Annotated in this window: 19 protein-coding genes; 17 read left to right on the top strand and 2 right to left on the bottom strand. The window is 65.6% G+C overall.

Translation table 11 applies throughout. The features are described 5' to 3' along the window. The first annotated feature begins 28 nt into the window (after positions 1-28). Positions 29-478, top strand: a complete 450-nt coding sequence (locus NS355_RS09000; RefSeq protein ID WP_058745395.1) for a c-type cytochrome — start codon at positions 29-31, stop codon at positions 476-478. 485 nt (positions 479-963) lie between these two features. On the opposite strand, the gene NS355_RS08995 is transcribed toward NS355_RS09000, so the two are convergent. Beyond that, positions 964-2,184: an NADP-dependent isocitrate dehydrogenase gene (locus tag NS355_RS08995; RefSeq protein WP_058745394.1), complete on the bottom strand. Its 1,221-nt coding sequence runs from the start codon at positions 2,182-2,184 to the stop codon at positions 964-966. Between the two features lie 143 nt (positions 2,185-2,327). Here NS355_RS08995 and NS355_RS08990 point away from each other — a divergent pair, with 143 nt between their 5' ends. After that, on the top strand, positions 2,328-3,050 hold the full coding sequence (locus NS355_RS08990; RefSeq protein WP_056439669.1) for a phosphatidylserine decarboxylase: 723 nt from the start codon (positions 2,328-2,330) through the stop codon (positions 3,048-3,050). 13 nt (positions 3,051-3,063) lie between these two features. After that, positions 3,064-3,885, top strand: coding sequence for a CDP-diacylglycerol--serine O-phosphatidyltransferase (gene pssA / locus NS355_RS08985; protein ID WP_058745393.1), 822 nt, complete (start codon positions 3,064-3,066; stop codon positions 3,883-3,885). Here the strand turns inward: pssA and NS355_RS08980 are convergent. Then, the gene (locus NS355_RS08980) at positions 3,824-4,177 is read right to left on the bottom strand and encodes a hypothetical protein (RefSeq protein ID WP_244489615.1); all 354 of its coding nucleotides are present in this window, start codon (positions 4,175-4,177) and stop codon (positions 3,824-3,826) included. The genes pssA and NS355_RS08980 overlap by 62 nt on opposite strands. Before the next feature lie 255 nt (positions 4,178-4,432). Between NS355_RS08980 and rpsB the strand changes: the two genes are divergently transcribed. The 14 genes from rpsB to NS355_RS08910 form a co-directional block, all read left to right on the top strand. Then, entirely contained in the window at positions 4,433-5,242 is an 810-nt protein-coding gene (gene rpsB / locus NS355_RS08975; RefSeq protein WP_042487688.1) for a 30S ribosomal protein S2, read from the top strand. Between the two features lie 160 nt (positions 5,243-5,402). Continuing rightward, positions 5,403-6,338: a translation elongation factor Ts gene (gene tsf, locus NS355_RS08970; protein WP_058745391.1), complete on the top strand. Its 936-nt coding sequence runs from the start codon at positions 5,403-5,405 to the stop codon at positions 6,336-6,338. 445 nt (positions 6,339-6,783) lie between these two features. After that, positions 6,784-7,509, top strand: a complete 726-nt coding sequence (pyrH, locus tag NS355_RS08965; RefSeq protein ID WP_058745390.1) for a UMP kinase — start codon at positions 6,784-6,786, stop codon at positions 7,507-7,509. 3 nt (positions 7,510-7,512) lie between these two features. Next, positions 7,513-8,070: a ribosome recycling factor gene (frr, locus tag NS355_RS08960; protein ID WP_042487694.1), complete on the top strand. Its 558-nt coding sequence runs from the start codon at positions 7,513-7,515 to the stop codon at positions 8,068-8,070. Between the two features lie 41 nt (positions 8,071-8,111). Beyond that, on the top strand, positions 8,112-8,828 hold the full coding sequence (locus tag NS355_RS08955) for an isoprenyl transferase (RefSeq protein WP_058745402.1): 717 nt from the start codon (positions 8,112-8,114) through the stop codon (positions 8,826-8,828). 65 nt (positions 8,829-8,893) lie between these two features. Then, the gene (locus NS355_RS08950; RefSeq protein ID WP_058745401.1) at positions 8,894-9,661 is read left to right on the top strand and encodes a phosphatidate cytidylyltransferase; all 768 of its coding nucleotides are present in this window, start codon (positions 8,894-8,896) and stop codon (positions 9,659-9,661) included. After that, positions 9,661-10,818 (top strand): 1-deoxy-D-xylulose-5-phosphate reductoisomerase, encoded by a 1,158-nt coding sequence (gene dxr, locus NS355_RS08945; RefSeq protein WP_058745389.1) that lies wholly within the window; start codon positions 9,661-9,663, stop codon positions 10,816-10,818. Before NS355_RS08950 ends, dxr begins: the two co-directional genes overlap by 1 nt. After that, a complete protein-coding gene (gene rseP, locus NS355_RS08940; protein ID WP_058745388.1) occupies positions 10,815-11,951 on the top strand; it encodes an RIP metalloprotease RseP in 1,137 nt (378 codons plus the stop codon). The genes dxr and rseP overlap by 4 nt, the downstream gene beginning before the upstream one ends. A 70-nt stretch (positions 11,952-12,021) precedes the next feature. Beyond that, on the top strand, positions 12,022-14,766 hold the full coding sequence (bamA, locus tag NS355_RS08935; RefSeq protein WP_058745387.1) for an outer membrane protein assembly factor BamA: 2,745 nt from the start codon (positions 12,022-12,024) through the stop codon (positions 14,764-14,766). Further along, a complete protein-coding gene (locus tag NS355_RS08930) occupies positions 14,766-15,437 on the top strand; it encodes an OmpH family outer membrane protein (protein WP_056439645.1) in 672 nt (223 codons plus the stop codon). The genes bamA and NS355_RS08930 overlap by 1 nt, the downstream gene beginning before the upstream one ends. Before the next feature lie 52 nt (positions 15,438-15,489). Continuing rightward, on the top strand, positions 15,490-15,933 hold the full coding sequence (gene fabZ, locus NS355_RS08925) for a 3-hydroxyacyl-ACP dehydratase FabZ (RefSeq protein ID WP_042487765.1): 444 nt from the start codon (positions 15,490-15,492) through the stop codon (positions 15,931-15,933). Positions 15,934-16,033: 100 nt separating this feature from the next. Further along, positions 16,034-16,264 (top strand): 50S ribosomal protein L31, encoded by a 231-nt coding sequence (gene rpmE / locus NS355_RS08920; protein ID WP_042487709.1) that lies wholly within the window; start codon positions 16,034-16,036, stop codon positions 16,262-16,264. Between the two features lie 135 nt (positions 16,265-16,399). After that, entirely contained in the window at positions 16,400-16,717 is a 318-nt protein-coding gene (locus NS355_RS08915) for a PilZ domain-containing protein (RefSeq protein ID WP_058745386.1), read from the top strand. A 93-nt stretch (positions 16,718-16,810) separates the two neighbouring features. Further along, a partial coding sequence (locus NS355_RS08910; RefSeq protein ID WP_244489617.1) for an L-serine ammonia-lyase occupies positions 16,811-17,768 on the top strand: 958 nt, incomplete at its 3' end.

Genomic DNA, 17,768 nt, shown 5'->3' with positions numbered 1-17,768 from the left:
GACCCGGTGGCGGCGTTAGGGCGGCGCGATGAAGCCGCCCCGATCAACCGCCCTGTTCGCCATCCTGCCTTGCCTGGCCCTGGCCGGCTGCGGCGATGGCGACCGGGCCGAGCGGCTGAAGGGGGCTGGCCCCAACCCGTCGTTCGACGCGCTAATGCGGGTCGCGGATGCCGATGCGGGGGCGCGGACCTTCGGCCAGTGTCTGGCCTGTCACACGATCGGCAAGGGCGAACTGGACCGGGCGGGGCCGAACCTGCACGGCATCATGGGCAAGCCGGTCGCGGGCGGTAGCCTGCGCTATGGCTATACCGCCGCACTGGAGCGGGTCGGCGGGCGCTGGGACCGCGCGACGATGAACCGCTGGCTGACCTCGCCCCAACGCTTCGCGCCGGGCACAAAGATGACCTTCCCCGGCCTGCCCGATCCGCTCGCCCGGGCGGACGTGATCGCCTATCTGGAGCGCGAAGGGCGGGAATAGGCGAAACGCCAAGGGGCGATGGCGAGGCGTGCGCTTCGACTTCGCTCAGCGTGAACGGCTGTAGGGATAGCCCCTCGCTCCCTAGGCCGAATCGACACCCGACCATGCCCTTCTCCCCTCGCCCCTCATAGAGGGGAGAGGGTTGCGCAGACTTAGGCTTTGCGAGAGCAAAGGCTTAGTCGGAGCTGGGTGAGGGGTGAATGCTCGCGTAAGCGAGCGCGAGCCGAAGGCTTGCTCAACCCCTCACCCAAGCTGCGCTAGCCAGCAGGCTGGCAAGCTCCGCTAACCCTCTCCCCTATCCAGGGGAGAGGGAAAAGAGGCAGGCCAAATGTCGATCCGGCCTAACATTCGTTCAACCTGAGCATAGTCGAAGGCCAAGAGACGCCGGGCCACGCTGCGACATGGCCTTTGACGACTTCCCCGGAATAAGAAAGGGGCCCGGAAGCAATGCCTCCAAGCCCCTTTCTTACACATAGCGGCAGAAATTACTGCCAGTTGGCCATCGCGGTTTCGAGGTTGACGCGGATCGCCTCGAAGAACTGCTCGGTGGTCATCCAGGGCTGGTCCGGGCCGATCAGGATGGCGAGGTCCTTGGTCATCTGGCCGTTTTCGACGGTCTGGACGCAGACCTTTTCCAGCGTCTCGGCGAAGCGGACGACGTCGGGCGTGTTGTCGAACTTGCCGCGATACTTCAGACCGCCGGTCCAGGCGAAGATCGACGCGATTGGGTTGGTCGAAGTCGCCTTGCCCTGCTGGTGCTGGCGATAGTGACGGGTCACGGTGCCGTGCGCCGCTTCCGCCTCGATCGTCTTGCCGTCCGGGGTCATCAGGACCGAGGTCATCAGGCCCAGCGAGCCGAAGCCCTGCGCCACCGTGTCCGACTGCACGTCGCCGTCATAGTTTTTGCAGGCCCAGACGAATTCGCCGTGCCACTTGAGGGCCGAGGCGACCATGTCGTCGATCAGGCGGTGCTGATACTCGATGCCCGCCGCCTTGAACTGCTCGGCGAATTCGGCGTCGAACACCTCCTGGAAGATATCCTTGAAGCGGCCGTCATAGGCCTTCAGGATGGTGTTCTTGGTCGACAGATAGACCGGCCAGCCGCGGTTCAGACCATAGTTCATCGAGGCGCGCGCGAAGTCGCGGATCGATTCGTCGAGATTGTACATGCCCATGGCGACGCCGGCGGCGGGGAAGTTGAACACCTCCTCTTCGATCGACTCGCCATTCTCGCCTTCCCACTTCAGGGTCAGCTTGCCCTTGCCGGGGACCTTGAAATCGGTCGCCTTATACTGGTCGCCGAACGCATGACGGCCGACGACGATCGGGTGGGTCCAGCCGGGGACGAGGCGGGGAACGTTCTTGATGACGATCGGCTCGCGGAACACCACGCCGCCCAGGATGTTGCGGATCGTGCCGTTGGGCGACTTCCACATCTTCCTCAGGCCGAACTCCTCGACGCGCTGCTCGTCGGGGGTGATGGTCGCGCACTTGATGGCGACGCCGTACTTCTGCGTGGCGTGGGCGCTGTCAATGGTCACCTGGTCGGCGGTCGCGTCGCGATTCTGGACCGACAGGTCGAAATAGGCCAGTTCGATGTCGAGATACGGCTTGATCAGGCGCTCGCGAATCCATTCCCAGATGATCCGGGTCATTTCGTCGCCGTCGATCTCCACGACGGGGGTGTTTACCTTGATCTTCGCCATATGCGCATCCTTCAGATTAGGCAGGTTTGGCGACGCGTCTAGGGGAGGGGGCGCGGCGGATCAACTGCCCTGAACATCATGCGAAAGGGCCGGGGCGAACCGAAAAGATTGTGCGATGGCCGGTGGACAGGTAGACAGGCCCGATGCCTTCGCTCGAAAAGCCCCCCGTCGCGACCACCACCGTCAAGTGGCGCTTCCCCGCCGTCCATCCCGAAGGGCGCAAATATGTGCTGATCGGGGCGGGCCTGACCATCGTCGCCACGCTGATCACCAAGGTGCTGTTCTGGCCGTTCGTCGGTCTGTGCATCTGGATCGCGGCGTTCTTCCGCGACCCCGTCCGCACCACGCCGCAGGGCGACGACCTGATCGTCGCACCCGCCGATGGCCTGGTGACGATGATCCAGCGCGTTCCGATCCCGCGCGAGCTGGTCGGCGAACTAGGTGAGGCGCCGCTGGTCCGCGTGTCGATCTTCATGTCGGTGTTCGACGTGCACATCAATCGCACGCCCGTCGCGGGCGTCATCCGCCAGGTCGTCTATATCTCGGGCAAGTTCCTGAACGCCGACCTCGACAAGGCGTCGGACGAGAATGAGCGCCAGCATTTCGTGGTCGAAGGCCGCGATGGGCGCAAATATGGTTTTACCCAGATCGCCGGTTTGGTCGCACGTCGGATCGTCGGTTTCGTGAAGCCCGGGGATATGGTCGCCGCCGGTCAGCGTGTCGGCCTGATCCGCTTCGGCAGCCGCGTCGACGTCTATCTGCCCGATGACGTCACGCCGCAGGTCTGCCTGGGCCAGCGTTCGGTCGCGGGCGAGACGGTGATCGGCCGTGTCGGCGGCAAGCCGATGACCGGTATCGCGCAGTAAGCCGCGCGCTCCGATGGCCATCTCCCCCCGCTTCGCCCGTCGCCGTGCCGATGGCGAGCCGCCCCGTGGCCTGCCTTTGCGGGCGATCATCCCCAATGCGGTGACCGCGCTCGCGTTGGTGTCCGGCCTGACGGGGGTGAAGTTCGCCATTGCGGGGTCCTGGGAGGCGGCCGTCACCATGATCATGGTCGCGGCGGTGCTGGACGGGCTGGACGGCCGGATCGCGCGATTGCTCCGGGGGGAAAGCCGGTTCGGCGCTGAGCTAGATTCGCTGTCCGACGCCATTTCCTTCGGCGTTGCGCCAGCCTTGATCCTTTATCTCTGGTCGCTGGAAAATCTGCCGCGCGTCGGCTGGATCTGCGCCGTGCTTCAGGCGGTTTTCTGCGCGTTGCGGTTGGCGCGGTTCAACTCGCAACTCGATGTCACGGATCAGCCGCGCAAGACGGCGGGCTTCTTTACCGGAGTGCCCGCCCCGGCCGGGGCCGGGCTTGCCATGCTGCCGCTCTATCTCTGGTTCTGGACCGGCGAGCCATTCTTTGCCTCGCCCTATCTGGTCGCGCCCTGGGTCGCGCTTGTCGCCCTGCTGATGGTGTCGAGCCTGCCGACCTTGTCCTGGACCTCGTTCCGCCTGCGCCGCCATGTGCGGTTCGAAGCCCTGGCGATCATCGTGCTGGTGGGTGTCGCGCTGATCTCGGCACCCTGGCATGCACTTACCGCGCTGTGCCTCGCCTATCTGCTGAGCATTCCGGCCACCATGATCGCCTATGCGCGGATCAAGCGGCCACGCGGCGGCGGACCAGCGAAGGGGCAGGGGAGCCTGCCGCCCAGCGCCTGACGGCAATCCGACGCTCGGCCACGACCAAAGTGGCCAGCGGCGTGAACGCCGGTTCGATATGACCGGTGGCGAGATGCAGGATGCGACGCCATTGCGGCGCGACCATCATCGCTATGGTGGTCAGGGCGGCGACCAGGGCGCCCGTGAAAACCAGAACACTCACCACGATCATCATGATGCCAGCCTCCTGCCGTTCGTTCGATACGACCCGGCGCATTAACCAAGCCGTAACCATTGATTTTTTTGTCCAGTTCCGTCGCCGAAACGCCGACATCAGGTCGAGCTGTGCCAATTTCGCGACGTTGCGATAACGTTATGCGACGATCAACATGCCATCCCTGTTGTGATCGCTTTATGTTCCGCCGATGTTCCCTTGTCAATCATCCGTGGAACAAAAGTGAACGCGGTGGGGTGCTTGCCATGCGGGTTTTCATGCGCTAAGGGCCCGCGCCTCAACACCGCATGGGAAGCATCATATTTCGGTGCGCATGGGCTTTGCCCGCCGCGTCATCCGCTTCCCAGAGGACTAACCGGAAGGAATTACATTATGGCGGCACCCGTCGTCACCATGCAGCAGCTGGTCGAGACCGGCGCGCACTTCGGCCATCAGACCCACCGCTGGAACCCGAAGATGAAGCCCTACATCTTCGGCGACCGCAACGGCGTCCACATCCTCGACCTGTCGCAGACCGTGCCACTCTTCGCGCGCGCTCTGGAGTTCATCAGCTCGACCGTCGCTGGCGGTGGCAAGGTCCTGTTCGTCGGCACCAAGCGCCAGGCGCAGGAGCCGGTCGCCGAGGCCGCTCGTCGCGCTGGCCAGCACTTCGTCAACCACCGCTGGCTGGGCGGCATGCTCACCAACTGGAAGACGATCTCGAACTCGATCAAGCGCCTCAAGACCCTTGAAGAGCAGCTGTCGGGCGACACGCACGGCCTGACCAAGAAGGAAGTGCTGAACCTGACCCGCGAGCGCGACAAGCTCGAGCTGTCGCTGGGCGGCATCCGCGACATGGGCGGCATTCCGGACGTGATGTTCGTGATCGACGCCAACAAGGAAGAGCTGGCGATCAAGGAAGCCAACACGCTGGGTATCCCCGTCGTGGCGATCCTCGACTCGAACGTCTCGCCCGACGGCATCGCGTTCCCGGTTCCCGCGAACGACGACGCCAGCCGCGCGATCCGTCTGTATTGCGAAGCCGTCGCCATTGCCGCGACCCGTGGCAACAACGAGCAGCAGCGCCGCAGCGGCGCCGACTTCGGCGCGATGGCCGAGCCGCCCGTTGAGGAAGCGCTGACCGTCGCCCCGACCGAAGCCGCCGAACAGGCGGTCGAGGCCGAGCGCCAGATCGACGCGTAATCGCGTGAACAGGCCCCGCGATGCGGGCGGGGCGATCATCGACCGGACGGGGCATCCCGCCGGTCGGTGACATCGGCTTGACATGCAAGCCGTGCTAAGGGCCGCCTCCGATGGGGCGGCCCTACCCGCATCCCCCTTTTCAGACAGAGGAAATCAGACAATGGCCGATATCACCGCAGCGATGGTCAAGGACCTGCGCGAAAAGAGCGGCGCGGGCATGATGGACTGCAAGAAGGCGCTCAACGAAGCCGCTGGCGACATGGACGCCGCGCTGGATTGGCTGCGCACGAAGGGCCTGGCGGCCGCGCAGAAGAAGTCGAGCCGTACCGCCGCCGAAGGTCTGGTCGGCGTCGCCACCAGCGGCACCGTCGGTGCTGCCGTCGAAGTGAACTCGGAGACCGACTTCGTCGCCAAGAACGACCAGTTCCAGGCGTTCGTGAAGGACGTGACCGCGATCGCGCTGAAGACCAGCGACGATGTCGAGGCGCTCAAGAACGAAGCGATGCCGCAGGGCGGCACCGTCGCCGAAGTGCTGACCAACAACGTCGCGACCATCGGTGAGAACCAGTCGCTGCGTCGCGCCAAGCGCCTCGAAGTGTCGAAGGGCGCGGTCGTGTCCTATGTCCACAACCAGCAGGCACCGGGCCTGGGCAAGATCGGCGTGCTGGTCGCGCTGGAGTCGGACGCCGCCGACGACGTGCTGCAGGCGCTTGGTCGCCAGCTGGCGATGCACATCGCCGCCGCCTTCCCCAAGGCGCTGAACGAGGAAGACCTCGACGAGGCCGAGATCGAGCGTGAGCGCGCGATCGCGACCGAAAAGGCCGCCGAATCGGGCAAGCCCGCCGACATCATCGCCAAGATGGTTGAAGGTTCGATCGCCAAGTACCGCAAGGAGCACGCGCTGGTCAGCCAGCTGTTCGTGATCGACGGCAAGACCAAGATCAGCGACGTCGTGGCGAAGGCCGGCAAGGACGCCGGTGCCGAGATCAAGCTGGTGGACTATGTCCGCTTCCAGCTGGGCGAGGGCATCGAGAAGGAAGCGTCGGACTTCGCGGCCGAAGTGGCCGCCGCATCGGGCGTTCCGCAGAAGGCGTAATGTCTCGCGCCGTTCCGTGATGGGACGGTGAGGGTAAAGGGGAGCGGCCGCCGCAGGGTGGCCGCTCCCTTTGCGTTTGGGGTGTTCGCAATCCTCTCCATCGTCAGATGGGGAGGGGGCATCGCGCCAGCGATGGTGGAGGGGTCGCGATGGACCGGCCATGCCCCTCCACCACACCCTGCAGGCGCGTTGCCCCTTCCCAAGCAAGCTTGGGGAGGAATGCAATTGCCAACGTTCGTTCGCCCTGAGCGAAGTCGAATGGCATGGGCGGAGCGGAGTCCCTTGGGCTTCGACTGCCCTCAGCCTGAACGGATGTAGGGTGATGGACCGAGGGCGCTCGCTCACTGTCCCACGAAAATCCCCGCAACCCGCCGCTCCATGGTTGCCCGCTGGCCGGTCGCCGCCTAAGGTCCGCGCCACTTTCATCACCAAGATCCGAGAAACGATGACCACCCCGCGCTTCAAACGTATCCTTCTGAAATTGTCGGGTGAGGTCCTGATGGGCGAGGGCGGCCTCGCCATCTCGCCCGAGATCACCGCGCGCGTCGCGCAGGAGATCGCCGATGTCCGGGCGCAGGGCTATGAGCTGTGCATCGTCGTGGGCGGCGGCAACATCTTCCGCGGTTTGTCGGCGGCGGCCAAGGGGATCGAGCGGGCGACCGCCGACTATATGGGCATGCTGGCGACCGTGATGAACGCACTGGCGGTGCAGAACGCGCTGGAGCAGATCGGCGTCGACACCCGTGTGCAGTCGGCCATCCCCATGTCGAGCGTCTGCGAACCCTTTATCCGCCGCCGTGCCGAGCGGCATCTGGAAAAGGGCCGCGTGGTGATCTTCGCCGCCGGTGTCGGCTCGCCCTTCTTCACCACTGACAGTGGCGCCGCGCTGCGCGCCGCCGAGATGAAGTGCGATGCGCTGTTCAAGGGCACCAGCGTCGACGGCGTCTATGATGCCGATCCGAAGAAGGTGCCGACCGCGACCCGTTACGAAACCGTCACTTTCTCCAAGGTGCTGTCCGACGACCTGAAGGTCATGGACGCCTCGGCCATCGCGCTGTGCCGCGACAACAATATCCCGATCGTCGTCTTCAACATCCGCGAACATGGCAATTTCGGTGCCGTGCTCGCTGGCGAAGGCGTGTCGACGATCGTCCAGAACGCAGGAGCTTAAACCATGGCAGCCTATGACAAGTCCGACCTCGAGCGCCGTATGCAGGGCGCGGTCGAATCGCTGAAGCACGACCTGAACGGCCTGCGCACCGGCCGTGCGTCGACGGCGTTGCTCGATCCGGTGACGGTCGAGGTCTATGGCAGCCACATGCCGCTGAACCAGGTCGCGACTGTTTCCGCGCCCGAGCCGCGCATGTTGTCGGTGCAGGTGTGGGACAAGTCGAACGTGTCGTCGGTCGAAAAGGCGATCCGCTCGGCGGGTCTGGGCCTGAACCCGATCAATGACGGCCAGACGCTGCGCCTGCCGATCCCCGACCTGACCGAGGAGCGCCGCAAGGAGCTCGCCAAGCTGGCCGGCAAGTACGCCGAAGGCGCGCGCATCGCGGTGCGCAACGTGCGCCGCGACGGCATGGACAGCCTGAAGGTCGACGAGAAGAAGGGCGTGTTCGGCGAGGACGAGCGCAAGCGCCACGAGACCGAGGTCCAGAAGCTGACCGACGCCACCATCGCCGAGCTGGATGCGGCCGCGGCGGCCAAGGAAAAGGAAATCCTGGGCAAGTGAGTCCTCCGGCCGCCTCGGCCCAGACGGCTCTGGGGTCGCTGGTGGCCGTGCCCGATACGGGTGCGGTCCCGCGTCACGTCGCGATCATCATGGACGGCAATGGCCGCTGGGCCAAACGCCGTCTGCTGCCCCGCTTCGCCGGTCACAAGGCCGGGGTCGATGCCGTGCGCCGGATCGCGCGCGCGGCGCGGGCGATGGGGATCGAGGCGCTGACGCTCTATGCCTTCTCGTCAGAGAATTGGCGGCGGCCTGAGACCGAGATCAGCGACCTGATGGGCCTGCTGCGCATCTTCCTGCGCAAGGATTTGGCCGAGCTGGTCACGGACAATGTCCGGTTGCGGGTGATCGGCGACTATCACCGTTTCCCCGCCGATCTGGTCGCGGCGATCGACGATGCGGTGGCGCGGACGGCGGGCAATAGCGGACCGGTCCTGGCCATCGCGCTGAATTACGGGGCGCAGGCCGAACTGGTCGAGGCGACCCGGCGGCTGGCCAGCAAGGTCGCGGCCGGAGAGATGGCGGCGGATGCGATCACGCCGGAGGCGATCGAGGGCGAGTTGCAGACGAACGGCTTGCCGCCGCTCGATCTGGTGATCCGCACCTCGGGCGAGCAGCGCTTGTCCAACTTCCTGCTGTGGCAGGCGGCCTATGCCGAGCTGTTGTTCGTCGACACGCTCTGGCCCGATTTCGACGAGACGGCGCTGGCCGATGCGGTGGCCGAGTTCGGTCGACGACACCGGCGTTTCGGCGGCCTGTGACCGACCCCGAATCCCCCAAGGCCGGAGCGCCCGAGGCGGCTCCGGCCAACCCGCCCGCGTCCGGCATGTCGAACCTGACCAAGCGAGTGCTGGCCAGCATCGTGATGATCGCCGTGGCCAGTGTTTCGCTCGTGCTGGGCGGGCTGGCCTTCTGGCTGCTGGCCGTCGTCGTTGCGCTGTTCATGATGGCCGAATGGTCCGACCTGTTGAAGGTCGATGCCAAGCAGAAGCGGCTGGCTCAGTTCGCGCTGTCGGTGCCGCTGGCCATCATGGCGCCGGGTCTGGCCGCCGGACCGGGTTTTTTCGCGCTGGGGCTGATCGCGGCCACCTTCTTCTTCCTGACCATCGTATCGCGCCGCCCGGAATATGGGGCAGGGGCCTTTTATGTCGGGCTGCCCGTCTTCTCGCTGCTGGCGATCCGGCTGCATGACGACGGGCTAGTGCTGTCGCTCTGGTCGATGGCGATCGTCTGGGCCTGTGACAGCGGGGCGTTCTTCGTCGGGCGGCAGTTCGGCGGGCCGAAGCTGGCCCCCAGCATCAGCCCGGCCAAGACCTGGTCGGGCCTGATCGGCGGTGTGGCGGCGGCGACGTTGCTGGCGCTGCTGATGCGCTGGGCGCATGGCCTGCCGCTGCATCTGGTCGTCGCGACGCCGGTGCTGGCGGTGCTGGCACAGATGGGCGATCTGTTCGAAAGCGCGCTGAAGCGGCGTGCGGGCGTCAAGGACAGTGGTAACGTGCTGCCCGGCCATGGCGGCGTGATGGACCGGCTGGACGGCATCGTCCCGGTCGCGCCAATCGCTGCACTGCTGATCCTCCTGCCGGACCTGTTCTGATGCGTAGCGTGACCATTTTGGGGGCGACCGGATCGGTCGGCACCTCGACGCTGGACCTGATCGAGCGTGAGCCCGACCGCTATCATGTCCGCGCGCTGACCGCCAATTGCGATGTCGCCAAGCTGGCGGCGGCGGCGAAGCGGACCAACGCCGAACTGGCGGTCGTCGCGGACGAAAGCTGCCTGCCCGATCTTCGCGCGGCGCTGGCCGGAACGGAAACCCGCGTGGCGGGCGGGCGTGCGGCGGTGATCGAGGCGGCGGCGATGCACGCCGACTGGACGATGGGGGCCATCGTCGGTTGCGCCGGGTTGGAACCCGCCATGGCCGCCATCGCCAATGGCGGTACGGTGGTGCTCGCCAACAAGGAGCCGCTGGTGTCGGCGGGCGAGGTGGTGCTGGCGGCGGCAGCCAAGGCGGGGGCGACCCTGCTCCCGGCCGACAGCGAGCATAACGCCATCTATCAGTGTTTCGACTTCGGGCGGCCCGAGCGGGTGCGCCGGATCGTCCTGACCGCCAGCGGCGGCCCGTTTCGCAACCATACGACCGAAGAGATGCGCCGCGTCACCCCCGAACAGGCGGTGGCGCATCCCAACTGGTCGATGGGCGCGAAGATCTCGGTCGATTCGGCCACGATGATGAACAAGGGGCTGGAGCTGATCGAGGCCGCGCGCCTGTTCCCGGTCCCCTCCGATCGGATCGAGATCGTGCTGCATCCGCAATCGGTGATCCACTCGGCGGTCGATTATGTCGACGGATCGATGCTGGCGCAGCTGGGGCCGTCGGACATGCGTGTGCCGATCGCCCATTGCCTGGCCTGGCCCGACCGGATGCCGACGCCGATGGCGCCGCTCGACCTCGTGGCGCTGGGACGGATGGACTTCGCCGCACCCGATCCGGTTCGCTTTCCGGCGCTGCGGCTGGCGCGGGCGGCGCTGGAAGCGGGCGGGGCGGCTCCGGCCATCCTCAACGCCGCCAATGAGATTGCCGTCGCGGCTTTTCTGGCGCGTCGTATCGGCTTCCTCGAAATTGCCGCAATCGTCGAGGATGTTCTCCATCGCTACGACCCCGCCCCACCGGAGTCGCTCGATGCGGTGATCGCAATCGATGCGGAAACCAGGGCAATAACGGCCGAGCGCGTTGAGGATTGCGTCGTTTGATCGAAACCCCCGGCCTGTTGTTGACCATCCTGGCCTTTGTCCTTGCCCTCGGCCCGCTCGTGTTCGTGCATGAGATGGGGCATTATCTCGCCGGGCGGCTGTTCGGCGTGAAGGCCGAGACCTTCTCCGTCGGATTCGGGCGGGAGATTTTCGGTTTCACCGACAAGCGCGATACGCGGTGGAAGATCGGCTGGCTGCCGCTGGGCGGTTACGTCAAGTTCGCGGGTGACATGAACCCGGCCAGCCAGCCCGATGCGGCCTGGCTGTCGCTGCCGCCTGAGGAGCGCGCCCGGACCTTCCAGGCCAAGCCGGTATGGCAGCGTGCGATCATCGTCGCGGCAGGCCCCGCGATCAATTTCGCCGCCGCCATCCTGATCCTGGCGGGCTTCGCCTATGCCTATGGCGAGGCGGTGGTGCCGCCCGTCGTGGGGCAGATCATGCCCGGCAGTGCGGCGGCCGCGACCTCGCTTCGCCCCGGTGACCGGGTGACAGCGATCGACGATCGTGCCGTCACCGACTTTGCCGATATCGCCCGCTATGTGCAGATTCGCGCCGGTGACCGGGTGACGATCGCGGCGACGCGCGGCGGCACGCCCTTCACAACCAGCGCGACCATCGGCACCGAGGAACAGCGCGACCGCTTCGGCAACAGCTATCGCATCGGCCGTCTGGGCCTGCGCGGTGCCGGTACGGTCGACGTCCGGCCGGTCAGCCTGCTGCGCGCACCCGTGGTGGCGGTCCAGCGTACCGGCGAGATCGTCCGCATGATGGTCGAGACGCTGGGCCAGGTGATTTCGGGCCGCCGCTCGGTCAAGGAACTGGGCGGACCGGTGTCGATCGCGAAAGTGTCGGGTGAGCAGATGTCGCTCGGTCTCGACGCCTTTGTTTTCTTCGTGGCGCTGGTGTCCATCAATCTGGGGTTCATCAACCTCTTGCCAGTGCCGATGCTGGATGGCGGTCATCTTCTTTTCTATGCGATCGAGGCGGTGCGGCGACGCCCGCTGGAGCCGGTGGCCCAGGAATGGGCATTCCGTGGCGGTTTGATCGCGATCCTGGCCCTGATGCTCTTCGTAACGTTCAACGATCTGGGCAATTTGGGGCTGTGGAAAAACATCCGCAGCTTGATCGGCTGACGCCGATGGGGCAGGGCGCGACGACGACAGGGGTCGGTTCGACTTTTCTGGGGTGGGTTTGGTGACAGCAATGACGGGTATGAAGACTGTGCGCGCGGGCGCCATGCTGCTGGCGGGCACGATGCTGTCGGGTGTTCCCGTCATGGCGCAGACCGCGCCTGCCGCGCCGAGCGCCGGGGCGGGTGCCGCTCCGACGCAGGCCGTGACGCCTGCTCCGGTGCGCACCATCAAAACGCTGCGGGTCGAAGGCGCCCAGCGTATCGAGCCCGAGACGGTGTTGTCCTACACCAAGCTGCGGGTCGGCATTCCCTATACCCCGGAAACGCTCGACCAGGCGCTGAAGGATCTTCAGGCGTCCGAACTGTTCGCCGACTTCTCGATCTCCGGCGTGGAGACGGGCGACATCGTGCTGCGCGTGCGCGAGAACCCGATCATCAACCGGGTCATCCTCGAGGGCAACAAGCGCCTGAAGGAAGACAAGATCAAGAAGGAGATCAAGCTGTCTCCCCGCCAGATCTTTACCCGGACCGCAGTTCGCCAGGACGTGGCGCGCATCGTCGAGCTGTATCGTCGCCAGGGCCGGTTCGGCGCGGTGGTCGAGCCCAAGATGGTCAATCTCGACCAGAACCGCGTCGACGTGGTGTTCGAGATCAGCGAAGGGCCGAAGTCCAAGGTTCGCCAGATCAACATCATCGGCAACGAAAAATTCTCCGACGACGAACTGCGCGGTGCGATGTACACCAAGCAGTCGCGCTGGTTCCGCTTCCTGTCCTCGGCCACCAGCTATGACCAGGACCGCCTGGCCGCCGACCAGCAGAAGCTGCGCCTGTTCTACCTGACCAACGGCTATGCCGATTTCCGGGTCACGAGCGCGGTCGCCGAGCTGACACCGGACAAGAAGGACTTCATCATCACCTACGTGGTGGAGGAAGGCCCCCGCTACAAGTTCGGCGACGTGAAGGTCGACAGCCAGATCCGCGACTTCGACAATGAGAAACTCGCGCAGTCGCTACCCATGAAGAAGGGCGACTGGTACAACGCCAAGCTGATCGAGGACTCGATCGACAGCCTCAGCCAGACGGCGGGTCTGTTCGGCTATGCCTTTACCGATGTGAACCCCGACTTCCAGCGTGACAAGGACACGCTGACGATGGCGATCACGTTCAACATCGCCGAGGCCAAGCGGACCTATGTCGAGCGGATCGACATCAACGGCAATACGCAGACGCAGGACAAGGTCGTCCGCCGCGAAATCCGCGTGGCCGAGGGCGACGCCTTCAACAGCTTCCAGGTCCGTCGCAGCCAGGATCGCATCAACTCGCTCGGCTATTTCCAGGAAAAGCTGGAGATCAAGCAGAACCCGGGTTCGACGCCCGACCGCATCGTGCTGGAAACCAATGTCGAGGAACAGTCGACCGGCTCGCTGCAGCTGTCGGCCGGTTACTCGTCGCTGGAACGCTTCATCATCCAGGCGAACATCACCCAGCGCAACTTCCGCGGCAAGGGCCAGGAACTGCGCGCGGGCGTCAACTATTCGGCCTATTCCAAGTCGATCGAGCTGGGCTTCACCGAGCCTTATGTGTTCGACAAGAATATTGCGCTGGGCGTCGACGTGTTCCGTCGCGACTTCAACTCGTTCAACTATCTGGGCACCACGCGCCAGACGACCTACAGCCAAGTGTCGACCGGCTTCCAGGTTCGCGCGGGCGTGCCGCTGACCGAATATTGGTCTCTGTCGGGCCGCTATGGCCTGACCTATGATCAGGTCGGCCTGGACGCGTCGTTCTTCAACGCCGACGGCACCTGCAACTTCCAGCAGGCGGGTCGCTATCTCTGCGACTCGATCGGCAATCGCTGGACCTCATCGGTCGGCTACTCGCTGATCTATGACAGCCTGAACAGCCGCCTGCGTCCGACGGCGGGCCATCGCTTCTCGTTCAGCCAGGACTTTGCCGGTCTGGGCGGCGACGTGAAGTATATCCGCACCCGCGCGGAAGGCGCCAAGTTCAAGGGGCTGGGCAAGGGCTTCGTCTTCTCGATCCTGGGCGAGGGCGGTTACATCCACTCGCTCGAGGGCAGCCGTGGTCCGGGCATCGATCCGGTCCGTATCGTCGACCGCTTCTATCTGGGCGAGCCGCAGTTCCGCGGCTTCGACATTCGCGGCGTCGGTCCGCGCGTGCTGCGCGTGCCCTATGTCATCGGTAACGATGGCAGTCAGTCGCTGAGCAAGGACCGTCAGCAGTTCGTCGACGACGCCCTGGGCGGCCGCGCTTATTATCTGGCACGCGCAGAGCTAGAAATCCCGTTGGGTTCGGGCGCGCGTGAGATGGGCCTGCGTCCCAGCGTCTATGTCCAGGCCGGCAGCCTGTGGGGCGTCACCCGCCCGCTGGCCTCGCTCAACTTCCCGCAGGCGAAAGACGCCAACGGCAATCTGCTGTTCAACAAGGACGGTTCGCCGACCTTGGCGCCGGTTGCCCAGACCGATGCGCAGGGGCGCCCGCTGTTCCAGGTGCCTACCAATGACAGCACCACGGCGGACAAGACGGCGGGCCTCACCACCACCTGCCAGACTGGTTACTCGCCGACGCTGGGTGGCGCCTGCTCCGGCGGGACGGCCAACATCGCGCTCCAGAACACCAACTATGCCCAGGAACAATTCTACCTCGGCACCTGGAAGCCGCGCGTGTCGATCGGCATCGGTGTGAACTGGAATTCACCATTCGGACCGCTGCGCATCGACCTTGCCAAGGCATTGGTCACGCAGCCGGGCGACGACCCCAAGCTCATTACTTTCAACGTAGGGACGCAGTTCTGATGAAGACGATTTCCAAGCTCCTCCTCGCGGCGGCCCTTGTCGCGCCGGCCGCGACCGTCGCCACCACCGCCAGCGCGCAGGTGAACGGCGTCGCCGTGGCCGACCCGCAGGGTGCGATCGCCGGTTCGCGTGCCTGGGCCGCCGCCCGCCAGCAGATCGAGACGACCTACAAGGCGCAGCTCGACCAGGCCGAAACCCGCCGCACCGCGCTCGGCCGTGAGTTGGAGCCGCTGGTCCAGGCGTTCCAGACCGCCCGCGCCGCGCCGAACGCCAACGAGGCCGCGCTGCGTACCCAGGCCCAGTCGATCCAGGCCAAGCAGCAGGCCGCCGAGCAGGAACTGGGCCGTCTGACCCAGCCCGCCGTCCGTGCGCAGACCTATGCGGTCGAGCAGATCCAGGCACGTCTGGGCGAAGCGGTGCAGAACGCCGTGCGCGCCAAGAATGTCAGCCTGCTGGTCAGCCCGCAGGCCGTGCTGTTCATGCAGCCGACTGCCGACATCACGTCCGCGGTGACGGCGGAACTGGACAAGCTGGTCCCGACCGTCAGCATCACGCCGCCCGCCAACTGGCAGCCCGGCCAGCAGGGTCAGCAGCAGGGCGCCGCCCCCGCCGCTGCCGCTCCGGCCGCCGCCGCCCCGGCGCCTGCCCGTCGCCAGAACAGCGGCCGGTAATATCTCGGTGAGCGACGACGTGAACGAAGAGGCGAAGACCGTCATCGGCCCGATGGACGTGACGCGGGTCATGGCGGCGATCCCGCACCGCTACCCGATGCTGCTGGTCGATCGTGTCGAGGAACTGGTCCTCGACACGTCGATCCGCGCGGTGAAGGCGGTGACGATCAACGAGGCCTTTTTCCAGGGCCATTATCCCGGCCGTCCGATCATGCCGGGCGTGTTGATCGTCGAGGCGCTGGCGCAGGCCGCCGGTGTCCTGGGCGTGGAAAGCCTGGGCCTCGCGAATTCGGGCAAGCTGGTCTATTTCATGTCGATCGACGGCGTGAAGTTCCGCAAGCCCGTCGAGCCCGGCGTGCTCCTGCATTTGGAGGTCGAGTTCGTGTCGAAGCGGACCCGCGTCTGCAAGTTCGCAGGGGTCGCCAAGATCGACGGCGTCGTCGTGGCGGAAGCCAATTTCACCGCGATGATCGCTGATCCACCGGCAGAAGCGTAAGCGACCGTCACGGGCTTTTGACTAACGGGGCGCGGTCCGCTATGGGCCGCGCCTTGAGCTTGAAGGCTGGTCGGAACCAGCCATTTTCCGGAGCAATATCATGAAGACCGATACGCATCCCGACTATCACATGATCAAGGTGCAGATGACCGACGGCACCGTGTTCGAAACCCGCTCCACCTGGGGCAAGGAAGGCGACACGATGCAGCTCGACATCGATCCGCTGGCGCACCCGGCCTGGACCGGCGGTCGCGGCACCATGCTGGACACCGGCGGTCAGGTCGCGCGCTTCAACAAGCGTTTCGGCGGCGGTCTCACGCTCCGCAAGTAATCGCGTCCGGCCTCATCGCCGAGCGAACGAAGGACCCGGTGCTTCCACGAAGCGCCGGGTTTTTTGCGTCCGTTGCAGGAGGAGAGGCGGGAATAGGTTTGCAGTATGTTAACCAGCGGTGTTTAGCATGGAGCCATGTTCGCCGCCGAATTCGAACCTGCCGAATTTGCCAATCGCCGCCGCTCCCCGCGCACGGCGACCGCGCTGGACACCGATCTGGGCCGTGGCGGGCTCGACCGGGCGCTATGCCGGGTTACCGACATTTCCACCACCGGCGCGCGGCTCCAGACCTATACCGAACTGCGTCGCGGGCTGAAGATTTGGTTGCGCCTGCCCCATGTCGGCGAGATCGAGGCCAAGATCGTGTGGGCATCCGATTTTGCCGCCGGTTGCCATTTCCACACGCCATTGACGCGCGAGGCGTTCGAAATACTGGCCCCGATGACCGCCTGATCCGTTCCATCGGCTGGTCAGTGCAGGGCGAGTGCGCTAGACGAGGCGAAAGCCGTAACAATTGGAACGATCTTGACGCTCTCCACCATTCCCGTGGGTACGCCGCGCAGCGACGACAGTATCGCCGCGGTCAGCGTGACCGAGCTGTTTACGATCGGCATCGGTCCCTCCAGCTCGCACACCGTCGGCCCGATGCGCGCGGCCAAGGCCTTTGCGGTCGAGATGCTGGACACCGGCCTGATTCCGGATCGGGTCCAGGCCGAGCTGTTCGGATCGCTTTCGCTGACCGGACGCGGGCATCATAGCGATCGGGCGGTGCTGCTGGGCCTAGCGGGCGAGACGCCCGAGCGGGTCGATCCCGATGCCATTGATGGTTTGCTCGCAAACATCCACGAGACGCGGCAGCTGATGCTCGACGGGCGCCATCCTTTGCCCTTCGATGTCGAACAGGACCTGCTGTTCCGGCCCGGCTTCCTGCCCGCGCATCCCAATGGCATGGTCTTTACCGCCTTTCTGCCCGATGGCAGCTCGGTGGTCCGCCGCTTCTACTCGATCGGCGGCGGCGCGATCCGGATGGAGGGTGCCGAGGCGATGCGGACCAACCGGCGGCTGGCGCATCCCTTTGCCTCGGGCGCCGAATTGCTGGAACGCACCGACGAGACCGGCCTGTCCATCGCCCAGATCGTCCGCACCAACGAAGCCGCATGGCGCGAAGACGGCGAGACCGACGTGTTTCTCGACCGGGTGCGTGACGCGATGTGCGCCTCGATCGAGCGGGGCTGTGCCGCCTCCGGCATCCTGCCGGGTGGGCTGAAGGTCCAGCGGCGCGCGCAGGCGATCCGGCAGAAGCTGCTCGACCGGGGGCCGCGCACCGACCCCAGCCTGGTGTTCGAATGGGTCAGCCTCTGGGCGCTGGCGGTGAACGAGGAGAACGCGGCGGGCGGCCGGGTGGTGACCGCGCCGACCAATGGCGCGGCAGGCGTCATTCCGGCGGTGCTGCGTTACTATGAAACCTTCGTCCACGGCGCGACGCGCGACGGGGTGCGCACGC

Source organism: Sphingomonas yabuuchiae, assembly GCF_001477495.1.
Taxonomy (GTDB): domain Bacteria; phylum Pseudomonadota; class Alphaproteobacteria; order Sphingomonadales; family Sphingomonadaceae; genus Sphingomonas; species Sphingomonas yabuuchiae_A.
This window is presented reverse-complemented; position numbering and strand designations above follow the sequence as displayed.

What these genes read in the sequence shown, in the direction of transcription:
- bamA (WP_058745387.1), top strand. Translation starts at nt 12,022, where the DNA reads ATGACGGGTATGAAGACTGTGCGCGCGGGCGCCATGCTGCTGGCGGGC.
- tsf (WP_058745391.1), top strand. Translation starts at nt 5,403, where the DNA reads ATGGCCGATATCACCGCAGCGATGGTCAAGGACCTGCGCGAAAAGAGC.
- pyrH (WP_058745390.1), top strand. Translation starts at nt 6,784, where the DNA reads ATGACCACCCCGCGCTTCAAACGTATCCTTCTGAAATTGTCGGGTGAG.
- rpmE (WP_042487709.1), top strand. Translation starts at nt 16,034, where the DNA reads ATGAAGACCGATACGCATCCCGACTATCACATGATCAAGGTGCAGATG.
- NS355_RS08930 (WP_056439645.1), top strand. Translation starts at nt 14,766, where the DNA reads ATGAAGACGATTTCCAAGCTCCTCCTCGCGGCGGCCCTTGTCGCGCCG.
- NS355_RS09000 (WP_058745395.1), top strand. Translation starts at nt 29, where the DNA reads ATGAAGCCGCCCCGATCAACCGCCCTGTTCGCCATCCTGCCTTGCCTG.
- fabZ (WP_042487765.1), top strand. Translation starts at nt 15,490, where the DNA reads ATGGACGTGACGCGGGTCATGGCGGCGATCCCGCACCGCTACCCGATG.
- NS355_RS08990 (WP_056439669.1), top strand. Translation starts at nt 2,328, where the DNA reads ATGCCTTCGCTCGAAAAGCCCCCCGTCGCGACCACCACCGTCAAGTGG.
- NS355_RS08950 (WP_058745401.1), top strand. Translation starts at nt 8,894, where the DNA reads ATGTCGAACCTGACCAAGCGAGTGCTGGCCAGCATCGTGATGATCGCC.
- dxr (WP_058745389.1), top strand. Translation starts at nt 9,661, where the DNA reads ATGCGTAGCGTGACCATTTTGGGGGCGACCGGATCGGTCGGCACCTCG.
- rpsB (WP_042487688.1), top strand. Translation starts at nt 4,433, where the DNA reads ATGGCGGCACCCGTCGTCACCATGCAGCAGCTGGTCGAGACCGGCGCG.
- NS355_RS08995 (WP_058745394.1), bottom strand. Translation starts at nt 2,184, where the DNA reads ATGGCGAAGATCAAGGTAAACACCCCCGTCGTGGAGATCGACGGCGAC.
- frr (WP_042487694.1), top strand. Translation starts at nt 7,513, where the DNA reads ATGGCAGCCTATGACAAGTCCGACCTCGAGCGCCGTATGCAGGGCGCG.
- NS355_RS08915 (WP_058745386.1), top strand. Translation starts at nt 16,400, where the DNA reads ATGTTCGCCGCCGAATTCGAACCTGCCGAATTTGCCAATCGCCGCCGC.
- pssA (WP_058745393.1), top strand. Translation starts at nt 3,064, where the DNA reads ATGGCCATCTCCCCCCGCTTCGCCCGTCGCCGTGCCGATGGCGAGCCG.